We start from the raw sequence: 17,688 nt of genomic DNA on the forward strand, positions 1-17,688 counted from the left end.
AAAAGGCTGTGGAGATTCAAGCGCTGTTAATTACATTTCGTGAAGTCCTAGAAGCGTTATTAATTGTTGGGATAATTACAACGTATTTAAAAAGAGTCAATCATAAGCAGTTCAATAAATATGTTTGGTTAGGGGCGGGGCTCGCTGTTTTGGCGAGTGTCGGGGTAGCACTGTTATTCCAACTGGTTTTTACCGGCTTTGCTGCAATGGGAAGCGAAATGTATTTAAAAATAGGGATTATGCTGGTTTCTACAGTCTTATTAACCCAAATGGTTTTCTGGATGGCGAGTCATAGCCGCGATTTAAAAGGGAACATGGAAGGAAAAATGAATAAATTTATTTCCACCGGCAATGTAGTCGGAATGGTTATCCACTCGTTTCTCGTTGTTCTTCGTGAAGGAGTAGAGACAGTGTTTTTCTTCGCTGCTATTACAGGAGGGAACATCGGCGCTGCCATGCAGGGGTGGGGTGCAGTCACGGGGGTAGTGATAGCCGCCATTGTTTCTTATTTGTTCTTTAAAGGTACAATGAAAGTGCCATTGAGTACTTTCTTCAAATTTACAGGTGCATTTATCATTTTAATATCTGCTGGATTACTCGTCCAAGCAATCTCCATGATGCAAGACCTTAACATAATAGGCAGTATTCTCCCGCATGTATATGATTTAACCTGGTTTCTTCCAGAGCATCCGATTGATTATACACATTATCTGCGTGATCACGGGACGGCCCCAATTCTTTCGGGAGATATCGGTGTATTCTTAAAAGCACTGTTTGGCTATTCTTCGATGCCATCGATTGAAGAAGTGCTTGCTTATATCGGGTACTTTGTCGCTATATTATTGCTGACGTCCTCAAAGCCGTCTGCAGCTAAGCATAAAAAGGAAGAAGCTCCAAACAATGCCCAGGTTCTTAAACCACAAGCAAAATAATCTTTTATAATCAAAGTGCAAGGCCATGCTGCCTTGTACTTTTTCTCTATAAGGCGTGTGAAAATATGAAAATATCTATTCCGTTGCAATGCATCCTGTTAATAATCGTATCTATTTTGTCAATCATAATTGTTTTTATTTCTCAACTTATGTTTCTTAATCCATTTACCTCGTCCTGGGATCAGGTTGATTTTACGCTTGCCGTCTCCCGTTTTGATTTAATGGCAATGCAGCCACACTTTCCAGGATATCCCTTTTTTATTCTTGGCGGAAAAATGTTGAATCCTTTTGTGAAAAATCCATCAGAGGCATTAACGTTATTTAATATTTTATTTTATGCCACTTCTATTTTTCCTGTTTACAAGGTATGCAGGAGATTATTAACCGCCAGTTATTCGTGGTTTTCAACAGCTATAATCTATTCAACCAGTTATTGTATCATTATGGTCAACCAGCCGATGTCAGAAGGGTCGGCTCTTGCTGCCTTCTGGTGGTATATGTGGAGTTTGCTTTTTGCATTTGAAAGGAGAAATTCAAACTATATTTTGCTGCCATTAGGGTTGTTAAGTATCTTGTTAGGTATTCGCCTTTCTTATTTGCCTTTTGCAATCGGCATCCTTTTTCTTTTTTATTCTAAAATGAAAAATAAAACCATCACTTGGAGAGAGCTTATTTATTTTTCTCTCTTTGGCTTAGCCTTTCAGGCCTGCTGGGTAGTGGCACTCATTTTTTCGGAAGGCAGTTTGACTGGTTTTATCAAGCTCTCTTTAGCATTTACAAGCGGTCATTTCAATGACTGGGGAGGTGCAATTGAAACATCTAAAATAAGTTTTTTTGAAAGGTTTTTCATTTTTACTTGTGATAATATTATCTGGACAGGACTCGCAGCAAGATCTGCCATTGTCATTCTTATTTACATTATCCTACTAGCTTTATCCAAAAAAAGTGTACCTGCACACCCTTTAATGAAGCTAGTATATGTAATGTTCAGCAGTTATTTTATATGGGGCCTGCTGGCACAAAACGTTGATAAGGCACGGCACACGCTGCCGCTCGTAATTCTGCTAGTATTTTTTCTATGTACCATAATTTTTTCAAATAAAACTTCTTTCCTGATTCTTGCACTATCTTTGTTTCTATTAGGACAACAAGTTTGGAACGATGTTGTGTTGTTGAAGTCGGAGGCAAAAGAAAGCCCGGCTATTTATAAAATGAATGCTTACCTGGAAAAAATCGATAAGCCAATCGTGCTATATACTTGGGAAGAAACGAGGGTTCTGCAATATTTGCATGCCCCATATACGCACAAACGAATCGAAACTTTCCAATTTTTCCTATCGGATTCAAAGTATTATCATGGTAATACAATTTTGCTAACGGATAAGGTCGTAAAAGGTTTCCGGGCACAAGGGGTTTCTTTGGATGGAAAAATTACAAAGGTAACAAGCTTTCAATCAAATGAACTTTTAGATCCTGTATATCATGAAATTACTTTATATAAATGGAAGGAATAAAATATAAAATGCCCCCCAAGAAAACTCTTGAGGGGCACATTTTTATATATTAGATAGCTGCAAGTTCTTTTTGAAGAGCATCTTCTACTGTTACATACTCATAGCCAAGATCCTTTGCAACGGCCTCGAATGTAATTTCACCGTTAGCAACGTTCAAGCCTAGTTTTAATGCTGCGTTTTCAGCAATCGCCTTATAAACGCCTTTATTAGCGATTTGCAGGGCATATGGAACCGTCACATTTGTTAATGCAATAGTTGAAGTTCTAGGAACAGCACCAGGCATATTGGCAACAGAGTAGTGAATAACGCCATGCTTTTCGAAAGTTGGATTGTCGTGAGTTGTTACATGGTCGATTGTTTCAACAATTCCACCCTGGTCAATCGCAACGTCCACGATAACTGATCCCGGTTTCATAGTTTTAACCATTTCTTCTGTTACAAGCTTCGGAGCTTTTGCACCAGGAATTAGAACAGCACCAATTAAAAGATCTGCTTCTGCAACTGCTTCTGCAATATTGAAGGGATTAGACATTAAAGTTTTAATCTGATTTCCAAAAATATCATCAAGTTGGCGAAGACGGTCAGCGCTTAAGTCGATGATAGTAACATCTGCACCAAGGCCAATTGCCATTTTAGCAGCGTTTGTTCCAACAATACCACCGCCGACGATTGTTACTTTACCGCGGTTAACCCCAGGTACACCTGCAAGAAGGATGCCTTGGCCGCCATTATTCTTTTGTAAGAACTGTGCTCCGATTTGCGCTGCCATACGTCCAGCCACTTCGCTCATTGGAGTTAAAAGTGGAAGCGTTCTGTTTGCAGTAACTGTTTCGTAAGCAATGGCAATTACGCCGCTATCTTTAAGTGCTTGAGCGAGAGGTGGCTCAGCAGCAAGATGTAAATAAGTAAATAGGATTAAACCTTGACGGAAGTACTTGTACTCACTTGCAAGAGGTTCTTTTACCTTCATAATCATATCTGCTTTTGTCCATACTTGTTCAGCGCTGTCGATAATCTCAGCACCGGCTTTTGCGTAATCTTCATTAGTGAAACCGCTTCCAATTCCGGCATCCTTTTCTACCAAAACAGTATGACCCGCATTTAAAAATGAAACAACACCAGCTGGTGTAAGTGCTACACGATTTTCATTGTTTTTAATTTCTTTAGGTACACCAATAAACATAACCCTAATTCCTCCCTAAATAACTTAAAAGTAATTTACCTATGGCTAAAGTATAAAAGGTTAGCCACAAAATTTCTTTGTTAAGAACGGAGAAAGATTCTTTAGTTTTTTGGGGATTTTCACAAAAGGTTCAAATCCCCTGGTATTTTTCAAGTTTTAAATCTAAGTAGAGCATCATTTTTTGATTCGGATCCTTAAAATTTACCTCACCAATTTCAGCGATCCGTTTCAAGCGATAATTTAACGTATTAGCGTGGACATTTAATTCCTTAGCAGTATCATTAATATTATTATCATTATTTAAAAAAATCTCTAAGGTTTCCACAAGATTGCTATTATGCTTCTGATCATATTCGTGTAATTTTATTAAGGAATAGTTTTCGTATTCTTCGTTTTTTCTTTTTTCTAACAGGAGACCAAAGAATTGATAAATGCCAAGCTTTTGATAATTGTAAATGTCTTTGGTTTCGCAAGGGAATTTTTGTTTAATAGATAAAACAGATAATGTTTCCTCATAGGCTTGTCTGATTTTTTGATAATCCTTATAAATACCACTCAAAACAGGGGTGATATCCCTAACACCGTATCGATCCCTCATCTTTAATACAAAAACCTGGACAAATTGTTCAAGCTCTGTAAGCGCGTTTTCTAAACCTTCAGCGGATACTAATAGAATGAGCTGGTTACAGTCTATGGTATAAAGCATAATTTTCAGCCGTTGGTTTGTTTTTAAAAGATAAGAGATGTTTTGCTCTTCTTTACTGGTGATATTTTCATTAAACTGAAAAACTAAAACGGCGAACGAAGACGAAGGTGTTATTTGCAAAGTATGAAAGTTTTCAAATATTTCTTCCTGAACCTTTAAATGACCTGTTAAAAGCTTCCAAAAAAATTCCTGAGAACGTTCTTCCTTTTTATTTTTCCTTGTCTGAAGCTGGAGGAGTTTATTTTTTGCAGCATCCGCCGCCTTTTTTAATAGGATGAAATCATCATCCGTTAAGGATTTGTCGATTTCTAATGCCCAAATAAATCCGATTACTTCCTCCTGCTTCCAAATCGAAATAGCAACCCTGTTGCTGAGTCCTACATCCTCTATACTCTTTACACGAATAGGCTCACTCGTTTGGAGGAGAGCTGGAATGGTTCCTTCTTTCCATAATTGGTTTATAACTTTCTCTGGAACCCTGCGGCCTATAATCGTCGAAATTCTTGCCGGATCTGTCCGTTCATCATGTGTACTATAGGCAAGAAGCCGATGATTCACATCCTCAATGGTCACAGGGCATTTCAAAACCTGACTAATGAGGTCGGCAAATTCATCTAAACTATCAAAGGCCGTTTTAAAAGGATCATGTAATCTATTACTCAAACTGGTAACCTCCATAATGGAAGAATTAATAATATTCCTTTGTTTAATTTTACAAAATAAATGCGAGAATTTCTTGTTTTTTTACAAAAAATTCGTTAATAATAATGTTAAAATAATTCAAGTAATATTCAAAAAAATAAAAATTTATAAAATTCAATTTTGAAAGCGTTGTCAAATAGGAAAAAGGGAGGAGAAAACACTAATACTTTATGCCGTTGTGGTAAAATAAATAATATTGTTACTATTTTAATAAAATCAAATGAAGTGGAATGGAAGAGAAATTGAAGTTGATTAATCAGGGGGAGATTAATATATGAGCAAAAACACTCATGGCAAAGAACTTCATCGCGGTTTAGAAGAAAGGCATATTACCTTGATGTCTTTAGGGGCAGCCATCGGGGTTGGACTCTTTTTAGGTTCTGCAACCGCAATTAAAATGGCTGGACCAGGTATTTTATTCGGATACGCCTTTAGTGGCTTGATTATGTTTTTTATTATGAGAGCACTTGGGGAAATGGCAATTCAAAAACCTGTTGCCGGTTCGTTCAGTAAATACGCACGAGATTATTTGGGACCGCTTGCAGGATACATTACTGGCTGGAATTATTGGTTTTTGTGGGTCGTTACTTGTATGGCTGAAATTACGGCTGTCGGAATCTATATGGAATATTGGTACCCTGGAGTTCCGCGTTGGATATGGGCACTGGCAGCACTTGTCATTATGGCAACAGTAAACTTTTTAGCGGTTAAAGCATATGGGGAATTGGAATTCTGGTTTGCACTTATTAAAATTGTAACCATTTTGGCAATGATTGTTGTAGGAGCTGGAATGATTTTCTTTGGATTAGGAAACGGCGGCCTAGCAACAGGAATTAAAAATTTATGGGAACATGGCGGATTTTTCCCGAATGGAATTAAAGGTGTTCTCCTATCCTTACAAATGGTTATGTTTGCATATCTTGGTATTGAAATGATTGGGGTTACGGCTGGGGAAGTAAAGAATCCGGAGAAATCTCTTTCAAGGGCGATTGACTCTGTCTTCTGGCGAATTTTAATTTTTTATGTTGGTGCATTGTTTGTGATCATGTCGATTTATCCATGGGAAGAAATAGGAACGAAGGGAAGTCCGTTTGTTCTTACTTTTGAAAAAATCGGCATTCCAGGTGCAGCAGGAATTATTAACTTTGTCGTGTTAACGGCAGCCCTTTCATCTTGTAACAGTGGTATTTTTAGTACAGCAAGGATGCTATTTAATCTAGCGGAGCACGGTGAAGCACCGCAGAATTTTGCTAAAGTAACAAAAAACGGTGTTCCAGGCATTGCGGTTTTAGCCTCTGCAGGTGCTTTATTAATTGGCGTAGTGCTGAACTATATCGTTCCGGCAAAAGTTTTTACCTGGGTGACTAGTATTGCAACATTTGGAGCGATTTGGACATGGGGAGTTATTCTGTTATCGCAAATTCGTTACCGTAAAAGCTTAAAGCCTAATGAAGTGACGAATTTAAAATACAAAGTTCCACTATTCCCAATTACTTCGTATATCTCATTAGCCTTTTTAGCCTTTGTTATTGCCCTAATGGCCTATAATCCGGATACAAGAATAGCCTTAGTGATTGGCCCGCTATTCCTAATATTCTTGGTTGGGGTGTATTATTTAAAAGGATTTCATAAAAGAGATTTAACACAAACTACATCTAAAAAACGAGTAGGTTAAGCTGAAATGAGGCCCTGGAAAAAGGGCCTCATTTTTTTACCTTGATTCCACATACTAATATGGAACTCAAAAAGGAGGGCCATATATTGGAGAAGAGTAAAATAATCTGTATCACAGCATTGACCTTATTTTTTACTTTTTCCTGTGATCAGGCGAAGTCACAAACCGTTATTAACCCGTTGCAAGAACAAAATACCATGTCAGTTCTTTGGTATCAAAAAGCAGGCGAGGCAAGGGCATTATTTTATCAAGGATATAACATTGGAAGAATGAGATTGGATGACATACTCAGTAAAAAACAATGGAAACAAGGGTTGAAGCCTGCAATTGTTCTGGATTTAGATGAGACCGTTATTGATAATAGCCCGCTATTCGCGGCGAAAATCATGTCACCTGCGAGCGCATATTTGAATTGGGGCATGTGGGTGGAACGTGCTGAGGCGAAAGCCTTACCAGGTGCAATAGAATTTTTAAAATATGCAGATTCAAAGGGTATAGCCATTTTTTATATATCCAATCGCAAAGAATCGCAAAAAGCAGCAACGATTATTAATTTACAACGGGTTGGCGCTCCGCAAGCAGACGCAGCGCATGTTTTATTGAAGCAAAAAGGAGAAAGAGGAAAAGAAGCACGACGTTTGCAGGTTGCGCAAACACATGATATTGTATTGCTGTTTGGTGATAATCTTGGGGATTTCAGTGGGTTTGAGGGGCTATCTATAACCCAAAGAGTACAAATGGTCGACAAACAAAGAAATGAATTTGGAAGAAAGCTGATTGTTTTTCCTAATCCAATGTATGGAGATTGGGAAGGGGCTATTTATCAATATGATTCCAGAAGACCTGATCTTGAAAAAGCAAAGCTAAGGAAAGATAATTTAGAACCATTACAACCATGATTTAATCGAAAATATCATTAGGCAGTTCCAATTTTGATGGAGCTGTCTTTTTGCTTTTGTTATTAAAATTAAAGTAGTATGATGTATTTATTCTTTAAACCAAGTAATCTACCACATTTGGAAAATGAAAACATAACAAAATACATTGTTTTTTGTTATGATAGAAATTGTTTTTTAAATAAATCTAGTAGTGAAGTGTTTCTTCAAGGAGGTACTTCTATGGATCGATTATTACAATTAAATACGATTTTTATCAGCATTGTGATTGAGGCTATTCCGTTTATTGTCATAGGGGCATTAATTTCTGCACTGATAGAAGTATTCGTTTCTGAAAATATGATTATTAGAATGATGCCTAAAAATAGATTTTTATCGGTTATTGCAGCTAGTTTTTTAGGGGTATTATTCCCTGGGTGTGAATGTGGAATAGTCCCGATAGCTTCAAGATTAATAAAAAAGGGGGTAGCACCTCATGCGGCTATTTCCTTTATGCTCTCATCGCCTATTATCAATCCCATTGTAGTATTTGCTACATTCATCGCCTTTGGTGATAGTTGGACAATGGTTTTTTACAGGGCAGGATTAGCGTTAGTAGTTTCTATTTTGGTCGGTATTGTCCTATCTTTTGTTATCAAAGAAAATCCATTGAAAGAGAATATTGATGTGCACGCCCATGATCATTCTAACCAAAATACCAAACAAAAGCTGATTAGTGTTGTTACACATACAATTGATGAATTTCTAAGTGTAGCTAAATTTCTGGTTATGGGGTCATTGATTGCTGCTTCTATGCAGGTTTATGTACCAACAAAGATTCTGCTTACTTTAGGTGATACAAAAGTTACAGCGATTTTAGTCATGATGGGCTTAGCGTTTATCTTATCGATTTGTTCGGAAGCGGATGCTTTTGTTGCTTCCTCATTTAGAAATAGTTTCGGCCAAAGTTCTATTGTAGCTTTTCTAGTTTTAGGGCCAATGTTAGATATAAAAAATGTTTTGATGATGACCGGATATTTTCAGAAAAGAATCGTTATTATTTTAGTTACTTTAATTTCAGTCTTTGTATTCATTGGTTCACTTCTTCTGTAAAGGGGGATTTAGATGTTTAGGGTTGTCATTTTATTATTGTTTACCAACTTATTTTTTACTCTGCACCTTTCAGGGAACATTTCAAAATATATAAATATGAAATATGCCTTCCTATCTAAAAGCATGGTCGTGGTGTTATTTCTGTTGACGATTGCTGAAGGAATAAGATGGTATTTAGCGGACAAGAAGCAACAAAAGGACCACATTGGTTGTGATTGTCATCATGACCATGAGCACGAACACAATTATGAAATTGAAAAAAAGAAAGTATCTAAAGGAAAAAAGGTAAAAAGATTTTTATCTTACACGTTTGTATTAATACCCGCCCTTACAGGTGTTCTTTTACCTGTTGCAACTTTGGATTCACAGCTAGTGAATGCTAAAGGGTTTCAATTTCCTACCTTAGAGGATGGCAATGATAAATACGGGATGCATCAAGTTCTTAATCCTGATATGAGCCAATTTTTAGGACAAGATGCCTTCTTAGATTTAGTTCATAAGGAGTCCAAGTCTTATAAAGTAAAAAACGATATTACCTTGACTGATAATGATTATTTAAAAGCATTAGAAGTTATTTATAATTACTCTGGTGATTTCGTAGGGAAAACAATTACTTTTAAAGGTTTCTCTTATAACGGTCCTAACCTAAACAACAATCAAATCTTTCTGCTTCGGTTTGGGATCATCCATTGTATAGCAGACTCTGGGGCATTTGGTATGATGATTCAATTCCCGAATGATATTCATATTCCAAATGACCAATGGTACCAGGTAACAGGAAAAGTGGATACCGTATATTATCCTCCAATGAAGGCGAGAATTCCTGTTATCAAAGTGACAAGTTATGAAACAATCAACCAGCCTAAAGATCCTTATGTTTATCGAAACAGCTTTAATTAATAATTGGATATAGATTATGGTTTACGATTTTATGAAACAAAGGACCCTCTGGGGTCCTTTGTTAATATCATAATTCTTTCACTGCTTTTTCGTATTGGGTTTAAAACTACAACAATAATCCATTAGCTCTTAACATTCTGTAGGATATTTATGGCGAAGAGGATGATGGCCAGAACCAATAATGTTCCGCCAATAGCAATGAAAGGACCGGCAGATTCAACTCCAGAAACTAAGCACGCAAGGGCAATCATCATGACAGGCAATGCAATATTATGGAGCCAAAAGTGAACTTTCGCTAATCCTGTTTCCGCTGCACTTGGATAAACAGCATAAATGAGCCCAGCTAGTGCCATTGACACCCATCCTAACAAATTGACATGGACGTGTACTGGCGTAAGGTCAAATTTCTCTGTCATGGACATATACATCCCCATACAAACACCTATGACAAAATACACAACAGAGATTTTAATAAACCTAACTCCCATTCCTCAGCCTCCTTATTTAGTAAAAAAATATGACAACAGTACTAAATATGAAGAACTACTTGGAAAAAGAACTTTCATTTAATAGGACATAATTTGTATTTTCAAAAAAACAAGCAGCCCCAATTTTACGGCTGCTCAGAAAAAGGTTTTAATTCCAATTAGAACGAGGCCAATTAAAAATCCACAAACTGCCCCATTTACCCGAATCCATTGAAGGTCTTTTCCTACATTGTTTTCAATCATGTTGATGAGTGTTTCGTTATCAAGCTTTTCTAAATTCTCTTCGACGAGTTTGCCTATTTTTGAATGATTATTATCAACAAAGTTGGAAATATGCTTCTTAATCCAAGATTCTAGATTGTTAATTTTTTCAGGATTTTTTTTAAATTCATTTAAGCTATTTTCGATTAAAGGCAGTAAATATTCATTCATAAATATAGGGTCGTCTAAAGTTTCAATAGCTCTCTGCTGGAGTTTAGTTAAAAAGCCGGTTATTTTTTCTTCCGGTTCCCATTTGTCTATCAATTGTATTTTAAAGTTTTCGAGCTCATCAAAAATCTTTTCATCACTTTTAATGTTTTGCAATTTATTATGGATATGAATGAGCAAGGTTTGTCTATTTTGATTAAATGGATCACGGAAACTATCTACACCTTTAAGGATTAGATTCTGGAGAATTCCTCCTAACTTTTCCTCATTAACCAGATTACTAAAGGACTTCAAAGCAAACTGCATGATACCATCTGCTTTAATATTTTCAATAGCGTCAACTGCCATGCCCCCGAGTTTGTATTTCGTTGTTTCTCTAGATGCCCATTCATCAATCTCTTTTAATACGAAATCAAGTGCTCTTTCATCGTATTTCCTAATCGATACTTGATCAATAAGTAATGGGAGATAGAGTTTAATATCCAGTTCATTTAAGTAATTCTTTATTTCCTTTTCAATAATGGGAGCAATTTTATTAATATCTACTTTATTAAGTAAATATTGAATAACGGATTTGAAATTTTTTTGCACCCCTGGTGAGTGTAGCTCCTTTTCAATTAAGGATAGAATTTTATCCGAGAAATGAAAGGTATCAATTTTCTTACGAATACTTTCTTTTGTAAGCCAATCATTTTCTAACATTGAAATAATGCCCCCGATGATTCTTTTACGGTTTTTAGGGAGCAAGGCTGTATGTGGAATAGGAATACCAAGTGGATGTCGAAACAAAGCGGTTACGGCAAACCAATCGGCTAGACCTCCGACAAGTCCTGCTTCGAAACCACCCTGCAGGATTACACCCCAAAGTGAATCCTGGTAAGGCATTGTAGCAATGAATCCAATTGCCATCACAGCAAGGGAAATAGCGGCAAGATGCCTTGATTTATTTTTTTGCTTGAACATTTTTTTACCCCTCGTTTTTAGATAAATATGGTAAGGCTATTATCTCAATTTAACATAATAAAAAGCAAAAAAAACTTCTTAATAAAATAGTGAAATATTTTATTAAGAAGTACTTATCCGATTTTTAAGAAAAGATTCGCTCAATTAACCAAAACCCACCCAAGATTGTGATGATAATAGAGCCAATTTGGGCAATCTTTCTATAAGACTTTTGCTTTTGGATTAATCCAAGTAAAGGCAAAAGTAATAGGACGATCATAAGCTGAACGGCTTCAATTCCCAGGTTAAAATTAATTTTCAGTATTTGCTACGTAGCACTAGAAAATATTTTCCGAAAAGAGATTAAATACCGCTGGAGTATCACCTCCTTATTCGGATTATTACACGGGCTGGGATTTGCCACTATATTAAAAGAAATGGCTATTCCAAAAAGCCACCTTGCCGTGGCATTGGTAAATCCTATTTTGTTGATGCATCAGGAAAAATGCCAACAAATACTTGGGTACTTTACCTTGGCAAATGGTACTTTGTTGACGCTAGTGGAGCTAAGAAAACAAATTCATGGGTTCAAACAAACAAGAAATGGTACTATGTTGATGCAACTGGAGTCATGAAAACAAATTCATGGATTCAAACAAACGGTAAATGGTACTTTGTAGATGGAAATGGAGTCATGAAAACAAGTTCATGGGTTCAATCAAGCGGAAAATGGTATTACTTAAATGCTGACGGTTCTATGGCAACCGGATGGATTAAAGTGAGCAACAAGTGGTACTACCTATACAAAGAGGGTCATATGGCTGCCAATACCATGATTGGTAAGTATAAGATTGGCAAAGATGGTGCCTGGATTCAATAATCTGCTACTATAAACAAAACCTCCTCTCAAGAATGAGAGGAGGTTTTGTGTTGATTTGTAATTAGTTAAAACAATTATTATCCATGAAACCTTTTTTTATATTCTTCGTCTTATTAAATGTTGTAAAATAAGCAACGCTAAAATAAAAAGAATTAGGGGGATTATGAAATGAAGAAGTTTTTGTTATTATTATCAGCTTTAATCATGGCTGTTGGTCTAGCAGCATGCTCAAGCAGCAACGAAGAAAAGACAGCGAAGAAGGACACAAAGGAAGCTCAAGAAGCAGCTGCTCCTAAGGTTGATGTAAAAAAGGAATTGGTCAAATTCTATATGGATCTTGGAAAGCGTATTAACGCAAAAGATGCTGATCTAAATGCATATGTTGCGAAGGCCTCAAAGGAGGATGCGAAGCCTGAAGAATTGCCAACAGCTGAGGATAGAGCTGCTGCAAGTGCATCTGCTGCAGCGGTAGCCGCAGATCTAAATAGTCTGCAAATTCCTGCCGAGTTAAAGGATAAGAAAGCGGATCTTGAGGCTGCTGTAAAAGACTATGCTGCCTCATACCAAGCAAAGGCTGATGAATTGAAGAAGGATAAGCCAGTATTTGACGCTGCTGATGCAACCTTTGCACAAGGTGAACAGAAGCTTGCTGCAGTATTTGAAAGTGCAAAATTACTTGCTCCAAGCTTAGATAAACAAGTTAACTAAACAAGTCAAAAAGCAAGCCTAGTCTGTTTATCTGGCTTGCTTTTTTATGGTCTCTAATTAATGGCAGTTGTGATTTCTTCCTTAAAAGTAACCTGCAATTCATCTATCAGGTCATTAACGGACAAATATGTTTCCGTATTTTCAAAAAACCACACATCGTTTTCTTCAATGAAAAAAGTAATCCCATCAATTTCTTTTGTAAAACCTATATCTTCAGGAATTTCCGCAGAGAAGGCCAGGCTATAGCCTTTATGCTGTTGCCCAAGTCCAGCGTATCGTGGGAACATTCGAATACTAAATGGCTTTTTAAATTCAAACTCTTTAGTGAACCATGCGGCAGCCTTTTTTTTCGATCGAAATGAACATATTTTACACCAACCTTTTCATGTGGTAAGAATCCATTTAAAAGAGGGAGGCATTTTCTTTTCCCTATATTGCAAGAATATACCTTTTTTAGTATTCTGCCTGTGATAATATTCACGGGCTTTTGCCATTAAGGATGAATTAAAAAATTGTTCACGTTTTTGTCTCGAAGTGTTCACATTGTTGTTGCTTTTAACAACTTCATCATAGTGCAAACGATGATAAAATATGTACATCAAGAAGAGGAGAGGATAATATGGAGCGTGAACTTGATTACCTGAATGAGAATATTAACGATATCAAAACTTTAATTAATAAGTTTAATGAAACATTAGATAATATTGAAAAAAGACTTTCTAGATTAGAAAAAGTAGATAGTATCGAACACAGAGTGGCCGTGAACCAAATTGATCTATCTGATATTAAAGAATCGCTGCAGCGAATTGAGGAGACAAAGAGCAGTGAAATTCAAAATATTAACCGCCGGCTTGATTCTCATTTAGTCAAAATAGCGAAAGCCGAAGAAGAAATTATTATGATTAATTCGAAATAAATGATTTCATAAAAAAGATCAGGTTACGTACAACCTGATCTTTTTTTAATTCAGAATCGAAAGGTTTACTAACTTTTAATAAGTGCTTTTAATCCATAATAAATTAGTGCAAAAGCAAAAATTAGAATGGCAAGAGCTCCAACGATATGAAAAAAAGGATAAAGGCCAGATAAAAAACCGATTGTTGGCATTTTTATTAAGGCAAAGCCTGCTAAAATACACGCTAAATATAAACCAGCTGCATAATTCATGTTCTCCACCCCCTTACGAGTAACATATGATTTTTTGCCATTGATGATTGGACAAATGTACAATCAAAAGCAAAAAAAAAGACCAATCATTTTGGTCTTTTTTTTAAAAATAAATTTATTTAGTATAATACTTCGGATTTGGAAACGGCAATTTGCTGTATAGTAGCTTCACCGTTATGTGCATTTTTCGTCACTTCAATATATTTTATATGATGTTCTTCCATATCAAGGATTTTAAAGGTATAGGATTCATGAACCATGACGTCGCCTTCTTTTGCTTCGTAGTTTTCAGTTAAAATCCAGCCGCCAATTGTATCAACATCTTCATCGTCGATTTCTACGCCCAATAAATCATTCACTTCGCTGACTAGTACCTTTGATTCAATGATATAATGGTTTTCTTTTATTTTGCGGATCATCGGAATTTCATCCATATCAAATTCATCGCGAATTTCGCCAACAATTTCTTCAAGAATATCTTCAACCGTTACAAGACCTGAGGTACCGCCATATTCATCCATTAATACCGCCATGTGCATCCGGTCTTTTTGCATTTTCACCAGCAAATCATGAATTGGAATTGTTTCTATTACTCTTATTATCGGACGAGTATAGCTTTCTAATGTCTGTTTTGATAAATTCTCATTTCCAATTAAATCTGTTACCATTTCCTTAATATTCACAAGCCCAATAATATGGTCCTTATCTCCATCAATGATTGGATACCTTGTGAATTTTTCCTCACGTGTTACCTCAAGGAAGGTCTCTAAAGTATCATCCTTCGATAAAGAAACAATTTCCGTTCTAGGAACCATAATTTCTTTTGCAATTCGATTATCAAACTCAAAAATTTTATTTACATACTTAAACTCTGATTGGTTAATCTCACCACTTTTATAGCTTTCGGATAGGATAATTCGAAGCTCTTCCTCTGTATGAGCAATCTCGTTTTCGGAAACTGGCTTTAAGCCAAAAATACTGGATACAATACGCGCTGAACCATTTAGCACCCAAATAAACGGGTACATAATCTTATAAAAGATGATTAGCGGACGTGCTACCGTAAGGGTTATGAACTCAGCCTTCTGAATCGCCAGTGTTTTTGGAGCAAGCTCACCAACAACTACATGTAAAAATGTAATTGAAGCAAATGCAATCGCAATTGATAATATTTCCGTTGCTCCCTCGGGAATGTTTAATTTTAAGAAAACAGGACCAAGCAAATGCTCTATGGTCGATTCCCCAATCCAACCTAGGCCCAAGGCCGTAATGGTTATCCCAAGCTGACAGGCAGAAAGGTATTCATCCAGATTCGAAATCACTTTTTTTGCTGAAACAGCCTTCGAATTTCCTTCTTCAATTAACTGATCAATTCTTGTACTTCTAATCTTAACAATAGCAAACTCTGAAGTTACAAAAAAGGCAGTCAATGCAATTAAAATGGCTATTAAAACCAAGTTAAATATGTCCAAATATTTTCCTTAGCTCGCTGTTAGACGAGTAAGGAGTCACCTCCCAGTATTATACAAAAATTAGCTCGTTACACTTACGAGCGATTTTTTTAAAGCAGATCTTAGCAGACTTACATTATTAATCAGCTTTTCCTTCTGCTGTTCATCCAGTTTTTCTAATATTGGCAGCAAATCAAATAAATCACTATGAAGCTGCTTCATCTGCTGTGTTACCGCGCAAACATGTTTATCCACTTCAGAAAGATGGATATTCCCCGCTTTCCGCATTTCTAGTTTTCTTCTAATCTCGTCTAAAGGAAAGTGCAAACTCTTGCATTCTTCGATAAACTTTAAATCATTTAACGCTTCATCTGTATAAATGCGGTAATTTGACTTAGAACGATCTGCCCTTAGTAAGCCAATCGACGTATAATAGTCAATTGTTCGTTTCGACACATGCGCTATTTCTGCTATTTCGCCAATTCGATAGACAGCCCCATCATACCACCTCAACAATATATAAAATTAACAATAATTATAAAGAATTTAAACCGTACAGTCAAACGTTCTGGTTATAGTAGTCATTGTTATCTACATTTTATGGGAAAATCGTCATTCGTATGAATGTTAAAATCAAAATATTCTAAAAATGGGAATATGAAAAGCGTCTCCTTATTCTGGAGACGCCTTCGTTTTTTTTACCTCTATGTAGAGAATATGGTGACCTTGGATTTCCTTGATTTGAAATGCGAAACCTTCCTTTTCAAGCGTATCACCCTTATGCACGTCAAATTTTTGGGTTAAAAACCATCCTCCAATCGTGTCGACATCTTCTTCCTCGAGATTAGTACCAAGAAGATCGTTTACCTCGCTAATAAGGACTTTCCCATCCAAAATATAATGATTATCGTCTTTTTTCTGAATTAGAGGCAGTTCGTCTATATCAAATTCATCGCGAATTTCACCGACAATTTCCTCCAAAATATCTTCAACTGTCACAATCCCAGCCGTTCCGCCATATTCATCGGATAACACGGCCATATGGGATCTGTTTTTTTGGAGTTTAACCAAAAGTTCCTGGATTGGAATTGTTTCAATTACATGAATGACAGGCTTTAAATAAGGCATAAGCGGTTCTTCTCCGTTACATTTTTGCTGGATGCAATCCGTTAATACTTCTTTTATATTAACAATCCCTAAGATATTGTCCTTGTCTCCTTCAATGAGGGGATACCGAGTGTATTTTTCCTCCTTTACGATTGCAAGAATCTCTTCCATGGTGGCAGTTTTGGAGAGTGAAATCACCTCTGTCCGGGGCACCATAATTTCTTTCGCAATCCGATCATCAAATTCAAAGATTCGATTCATGTATTTGTATTCAGATTGATTAATTTCCCCGCTTGCATAGCTTTGGGAAAGAATCATTCGCAATTCCTCTTCCGATAGGCTAATATCATGTTCGGAAGCAGGCTGGATACCAAAAAGCCCAGTTACAAACCGGGCAGAGCGGTTAAGTGCCCAAATAAAAGGATACATGACCTTATAAAACAAGATGAGCGGACCGGCAAAAAGTAAAATGATTTCTTCCGCTTTTTGAATCGCAAACGTTTTTGGAGATAATTCACCAATGACAACATGAATAAAGGTAATGGCCATAAAAGATATAATTACAGAGATAATGTGCTCTATAGCCGACGGTATTTGTATGAATTCAAAAACAGGCTGTAAAAGATTTCGTATGGTTGGTTCGCCAAGCCAGCCTAGAATTAAGGAAATAATAGTGATACCAACTTGTGTTGCGGATAAGTAACCATCTAAATTTGATATTACTTTCTTTGCTGCCTCCGCTTTGTTATTTCCTTCCGACACTAGCTGATCAATTCTTGTTGTACGGACTTTTACAATTGCAAATTCAGATGCAACAAAAAAAGCGGTAAGTGCAATTAAAATAGCAATTATGAATATGTTCATTAAAATCATTTAACACCTTACCATTCGTAAGGTATGCCACCTCACTTAAAAT

Annotated in this window: 18 protein-coding genes and 1 pseudogene; 10 read left to right on the plus strand and 9 right to left on the minus strand. The window is 36.4% G+C overall.

Going from position 1 to position 17,688, the window contains the following annotated elements; translation table 11 throughout:
* Window positions 1-8: 8 nt before the first annotated feature.
* Both ACIFOT_RS16075 and ACIFOT_RS16080 read left to right on the plus strand, forming a co-directional pair.
* Complete coding sequence (locus tag ACIFOT_RS16075; RefSeq protein WP_430066253.1) at window positions 9-932, plus strand: FTR1 family iron permease; 924 nt, start codon at window positions 9-11, stop codon at window positions 930-932.
* A 65-nt stretch (window positions 933-997) separates the two neighbouring features.
* Window positions 998-2,446 carry a hypothetical protein gene (locus tag ACIFOT_RS16080; RefSeq protein ID WP_430066255.1) on the plus strand — a complete coding sequence of 483 codons (1,449 nt, stop codon included), beginning with the start codon at window positions 998-1,000 and terminating at the stop codon, window positions 2,444-2,446.
* Between the two features lie 49 nt (window positions 2,447-2,495).
* Here the strand turns inward: ACIFOT_RS16080 and ald are convergent, their stop codons facing one another.
* Window positions 2,496-3,629 carry an alanine dehydrogenase gene (ald, locus tag ACIFOT_RS16085; protein ID WP_430066257.1) on the minus strand — a complete coding sequence of 378 codons (1,134 nt, stop codon included), beginning with the start codon at window positions 3,627-3,629 and terminating at the stop codon, window positions 2,496-2,498.
* Between the two features lie 130 nt (window positions 3,630-3,759).
* Window positions 3,760-5,013 carry a PucR family transcriptional regulator gene (locus ACIFOT_RS16090; RefSeq protein WP_430066259.1) on the minus strand — a complete coding sequence of 418 codons (1,254 nt, stop codon included), beginning with the start codon at window positions 5,011-5,013 and terminating at the stop codon, window positions 3,760-3,762.
* A gap of 298 nt (window positions 5,014-5,311) precedes the next feature.
* On the opposite strand from ACIFOT_RS16090, the gene alaP reads away from it, so the two are divergent.
* From alaP to ACIFOT_RS16110, 4 genes are all read left to right on the plus strand, one after another.
* A complete protein-coding gene (alaP, locus tag ACIFOT_RS16095; RefSeq protein ID WP_430066261.1) occupies window positions 5,312-6,712 on the plus strand; it encodes an alanine permease AlaP in 1,401 nt (466 codons plus the stop codon).
* Window positions 6,713-6,771: 59 nt separating this feature from the next.
* On the plus strand, window positions 6,772-7,611 hold the full coding sequence (locus ACIFOT_RS16100) for a 5'-nucleotidase, lipoprotein e(P4) family (protein ID WP_430066263.1): 840 nt from the start codon (window positions 6,772-6,774) through the stop codon (window positions 7,609-7,611).
* A 219-nt stretch (window positions 7,612-7,830) separates the two neighbouring features.
* A complete protein-coding gene (locus ACIFOT_RS16105) occupies window positions 7,831-8,700 on the plus strand; it encodes a permease (protein ID WP_430066265.1) in 870 nt (289 codons plus the stop codon).
* A 12-nt stretch (window positions 8,701-8,712) separates the two neighbouring features.
* Window positions 8,713-9,600 carry a TIGR03943 family putative permease subunit gene (locus tag ACIFOT_RS16110; RefSeq protein ID WP_430066267.1) on the plus strand — a complete coding sequence of 296 codons (888 nt, stop codon included), beginning with the start codon at window positions 8,713-8,715 and terminating at the stop codon, window positions 9,598-9,600.
* Window positions 9,601-9,722: 122 nt separating this feature from the next.
* On the opposite strand, the gene ACIFOT_RS16115 is transcribed toward ACIFOT_RS16110, so the two are convergent.
* Together ACIFOT_RS16115 and ACIFOT_RS16120 are read right to left on the minus strand one after the other, a co-directional pair.
* Complete coding sequence (locus tag ACIFOT_RS16115) at window positions 9,723-10,088, minus strand: cytochrome-c oxidase (RefSeq protein ID WP_430066269.1); 366 nt, start codon at window positions 10,086-10,088, stop codon at window positions 9,723-9,725.
* A 135-nt stretch (window positions 10,089-10,223) separates the two neighbouring features.
* Entirely contained in the window at window positions 10,224-11,480 is a 1,257-nt protein-coding gene (locus ACIFOT_RS16120; protein WP_430066271.1) for a DUF445 domain-containing protein, read from the minus strand.
* 302 nt (window positions 11,481-11,782) lie between these two features.
* Here ACIFOT_RS16120 and ACIFOT_RS16125 point away from each other — a divergent pair.
* The 3 genes and pseudogenes from ACIFOT_RS16125 to ACIFOT_RS16135 all read left to right on the plus strand — a co-directional run.
* Window positions 11,783-11,923: pseudogene (locus tag ACIFOT_RS16125) on the plus strand (HupE/UreJ family protein); the annotation flags it as partial.
* A gap of 41 nt (window positions 11,924-11,964) precedes the next feature.
* Window positions 11,965-12,339 carry an N-acetylmuramoyl-L-alanine amidase family protein gene (locus tag ACIFOT_RS16130; RefSeq protein WP_430066273.1) on the plus strand — a complete coding sequence of 125 codons (375 nt, stop codon included), beginning with the start codon at window positions 11,965-11,967 and terminating at the stop codon, window positions 12,337-12,339.
* A 168-nt stretch (window positions 12,340-12,507) separates the two neighbouring features.
* Entirely contained in the window at window positions 12,508-13,047 is a 540-nt protein-coding gene (locus tag ACIFOT_RS16135) for a hypothetical protein (RefSeq protein WP_430066275.1), read from the plus strand.
* A gap of 53 nt (window positions 13,048-13,100) precedes the next feature.
* On the opposite strand, the gene ACIFOT_RS16140 is transcribed toward ACIFOT_RS16135, so the two are convergent.
* Entirely contained in the window at window positions 13,101-13,334 is a 234-nt protein-coding gene (locus tag ACIFOT_RS16140) for a hypothetical protein (RefSeq protein WP_430066277.1), read from the minus strand.
* A 332-nt stretch (window positions 13,335-13,666) separates the two neighbouring features.
* Between ACIFOT_RS16140 and ACIFOT_RS16145 the strand changes: the two genes are divergently transcribed.
* The gene (locus ACIFOT_RS16145) at window positions 13,667-13,963 is read left to right on the plus strand and encodes a hypothetical protein (RefSeq protein WP_430066279.1); all 297 of its coding nucleotides are present in this window, start codon (window positions 13,667-13,669) and stop codon (window positions 13,961-13,963) included.
* A 68-nt stretch (window positions 13,964-14,031) separates the two neighbouring features.
* Here the strand turns inward: ACIFOT_RS16145 and ACIFOT_RS16150 are convergent, their stop codons facing one another.
* From ACIFOT_RS16150 to ACIFOT_RS16165, 4 genes are all read right to left on the minus strand, one after another.
* Complete coding sequence (locus ACIFOT_RS16150; RefSeq protein WP_430066281.1) at window positions 14,032-14,214, minus strand: hypothetical protein; 183 nt, start codon at window positions 14,212-14,214, stop codon at window positions 14,032-14,034.
* Window positions 14,215-14,333: 119 nt separating this feature from the next.
* The gene (locus tag ACIFOT_RS16155) at window positions 14,334-15,686 is read right to left on the minus strand and encodes a hemolysin family protein (RefSeq protein WP_430066283.1); all 1,353 of its coding nucleotides are present in this window, start codon (window positions 15,684-15,686) and stop codon (window positions 14,334-14,336) included.
* Between the two features lie 60 nt (window positions 15,687-15,746).
* Window positions 15,747-16,181, minus strand: coding sequence for a MerR family transcriptional regulator (locus ACIFOT_RS16160; RefSeq protein WP_430066285.1), 435 nt, complete (start codon window positions 16,179-16,181; stop codon window positions 15,747-15,749).
* A 156-nt stretch (window positions 16,182-16,337) separates the two neighbouring features.
* Complete coding sequence (locus ACIFOT_RS16165) at window positions 16,338-17,645, minus strand: hemolysin family protein (protein WP_430066287.1); 1,308 nt, start codon at window positions 17,643-17,645, stop codon at window positions 16,338-16,340.
* Window positions 17,646-17,688 lie beyond the last annotated feature (43 nt).

The sequence above is a fragment of the Neobacillus sp. NRS-1170 genome (genome assembly GCF_050468025.1).

Bases quoted from the DNA above. Each gene is read 5' to 3' on its own strand.
- ACIFOT_RS16090 (WP_430066259.1), bottom strand. From the start codon at position 5,013: ATGGAGGTTACCAGTTTGAGTAATAGATTACATGATCCTTTTAAAACG.
- ACIFOT_RS16080 (WP_430066255.1), top strand. From the start codon at position 998: ATGAAAATATCTATTCCGTTGCAATGCATCCTGTTAATAATCGTATCT.
- ACIFOT_RS16120 (WP_430066271.1), bottom strand. From the start codon at position 11,480: ATGTTCAAGCAAAAAAATAAATCAAGGCATCTTGCCGCTATTTCCCTT.
- ACIFOT_RS16165 (WP_430066287.1), bottom strand. From the start codon at position 17,645: ATGATTTTAATGAACATATTCATAATTGCTATTTTAATTGCACTTACC.
- ACIFOT_RS16100 (WP_430066263.1), top strand. From the start codon at position 6,772: ATGGAACTCAAAAAGGAGGGCCATATATTGGAGAAGAGTAAAATAATC.
- ald (WP_430066257.1), bottom strand. From the start codon at position 3,629: ATGTTTATTGGTGTACCTAAAGAAATTAAAAACAATGAAAATCGTGTA.
- ACIFOT_RS16145 (WP_430066279.1), top strand. From the start codon at position 13,667: ATGGAGCGTGAACTTGATTACCTGAATGAGAATATTAACGATATCAAA.
- ACIFOT_RS16135 (WP_430066275.1), top strand. From the start codon at position 12,508: ATGAAGAAGTTTTTGTTATTATTATCAGCTTTAATCATGGCTGTTGGT.
- ACIFOT_RS16140 (WP_430066277.1), bottom strand. From the start codon at position 13,334: ATGTTCCCACGATACGCTGGACTTGGGCAACAGCATAAAGGCTATAGC.
- ACIFOT_RS16105 (WP_430066265.1), top strand. From the start codon at position 7,831: ATGGATCGATTATTACAATTAAATACGATTTTTATCAGCATTGTGATT.
- ACIFOT_RS16150 (WP_430066281.1), bottom strand. From the start codon at position 14,214: ATGAATTATGCAGCTGGTTTATATTTAGCGTGTATTTTAGCAGGCTTT.
- ACIFOT_RS16115 (WP_430066269.1), bottom strand. From the start codon at position 10,088: ATGGGAGTTAGGTTTATTAAAATCTCTGTTGTGTATTTTGTCATAGGT.
- ACIFOT_RS16130 (WP_430066273.1), top strand. From the start codon at position 11,965: ATGCCAACAAATACTTGGGTACTTTACCTTGGCAAATGGTACTTTGTT.
- alaP (WP_430066261.1), top strand. From the start codon at position 5,312: ATGAGCAAAAACACTCATGGCAAAGAACTTCATCGCGGTTTAGAAGAA.
- ACIFOT_RS16110 (WP_430066267.1), top strand. From the start codon at position 8,713: ATGTTTAGGGTTGTCATTTTATTATTGTTTACCAACTTATTTTTTACT.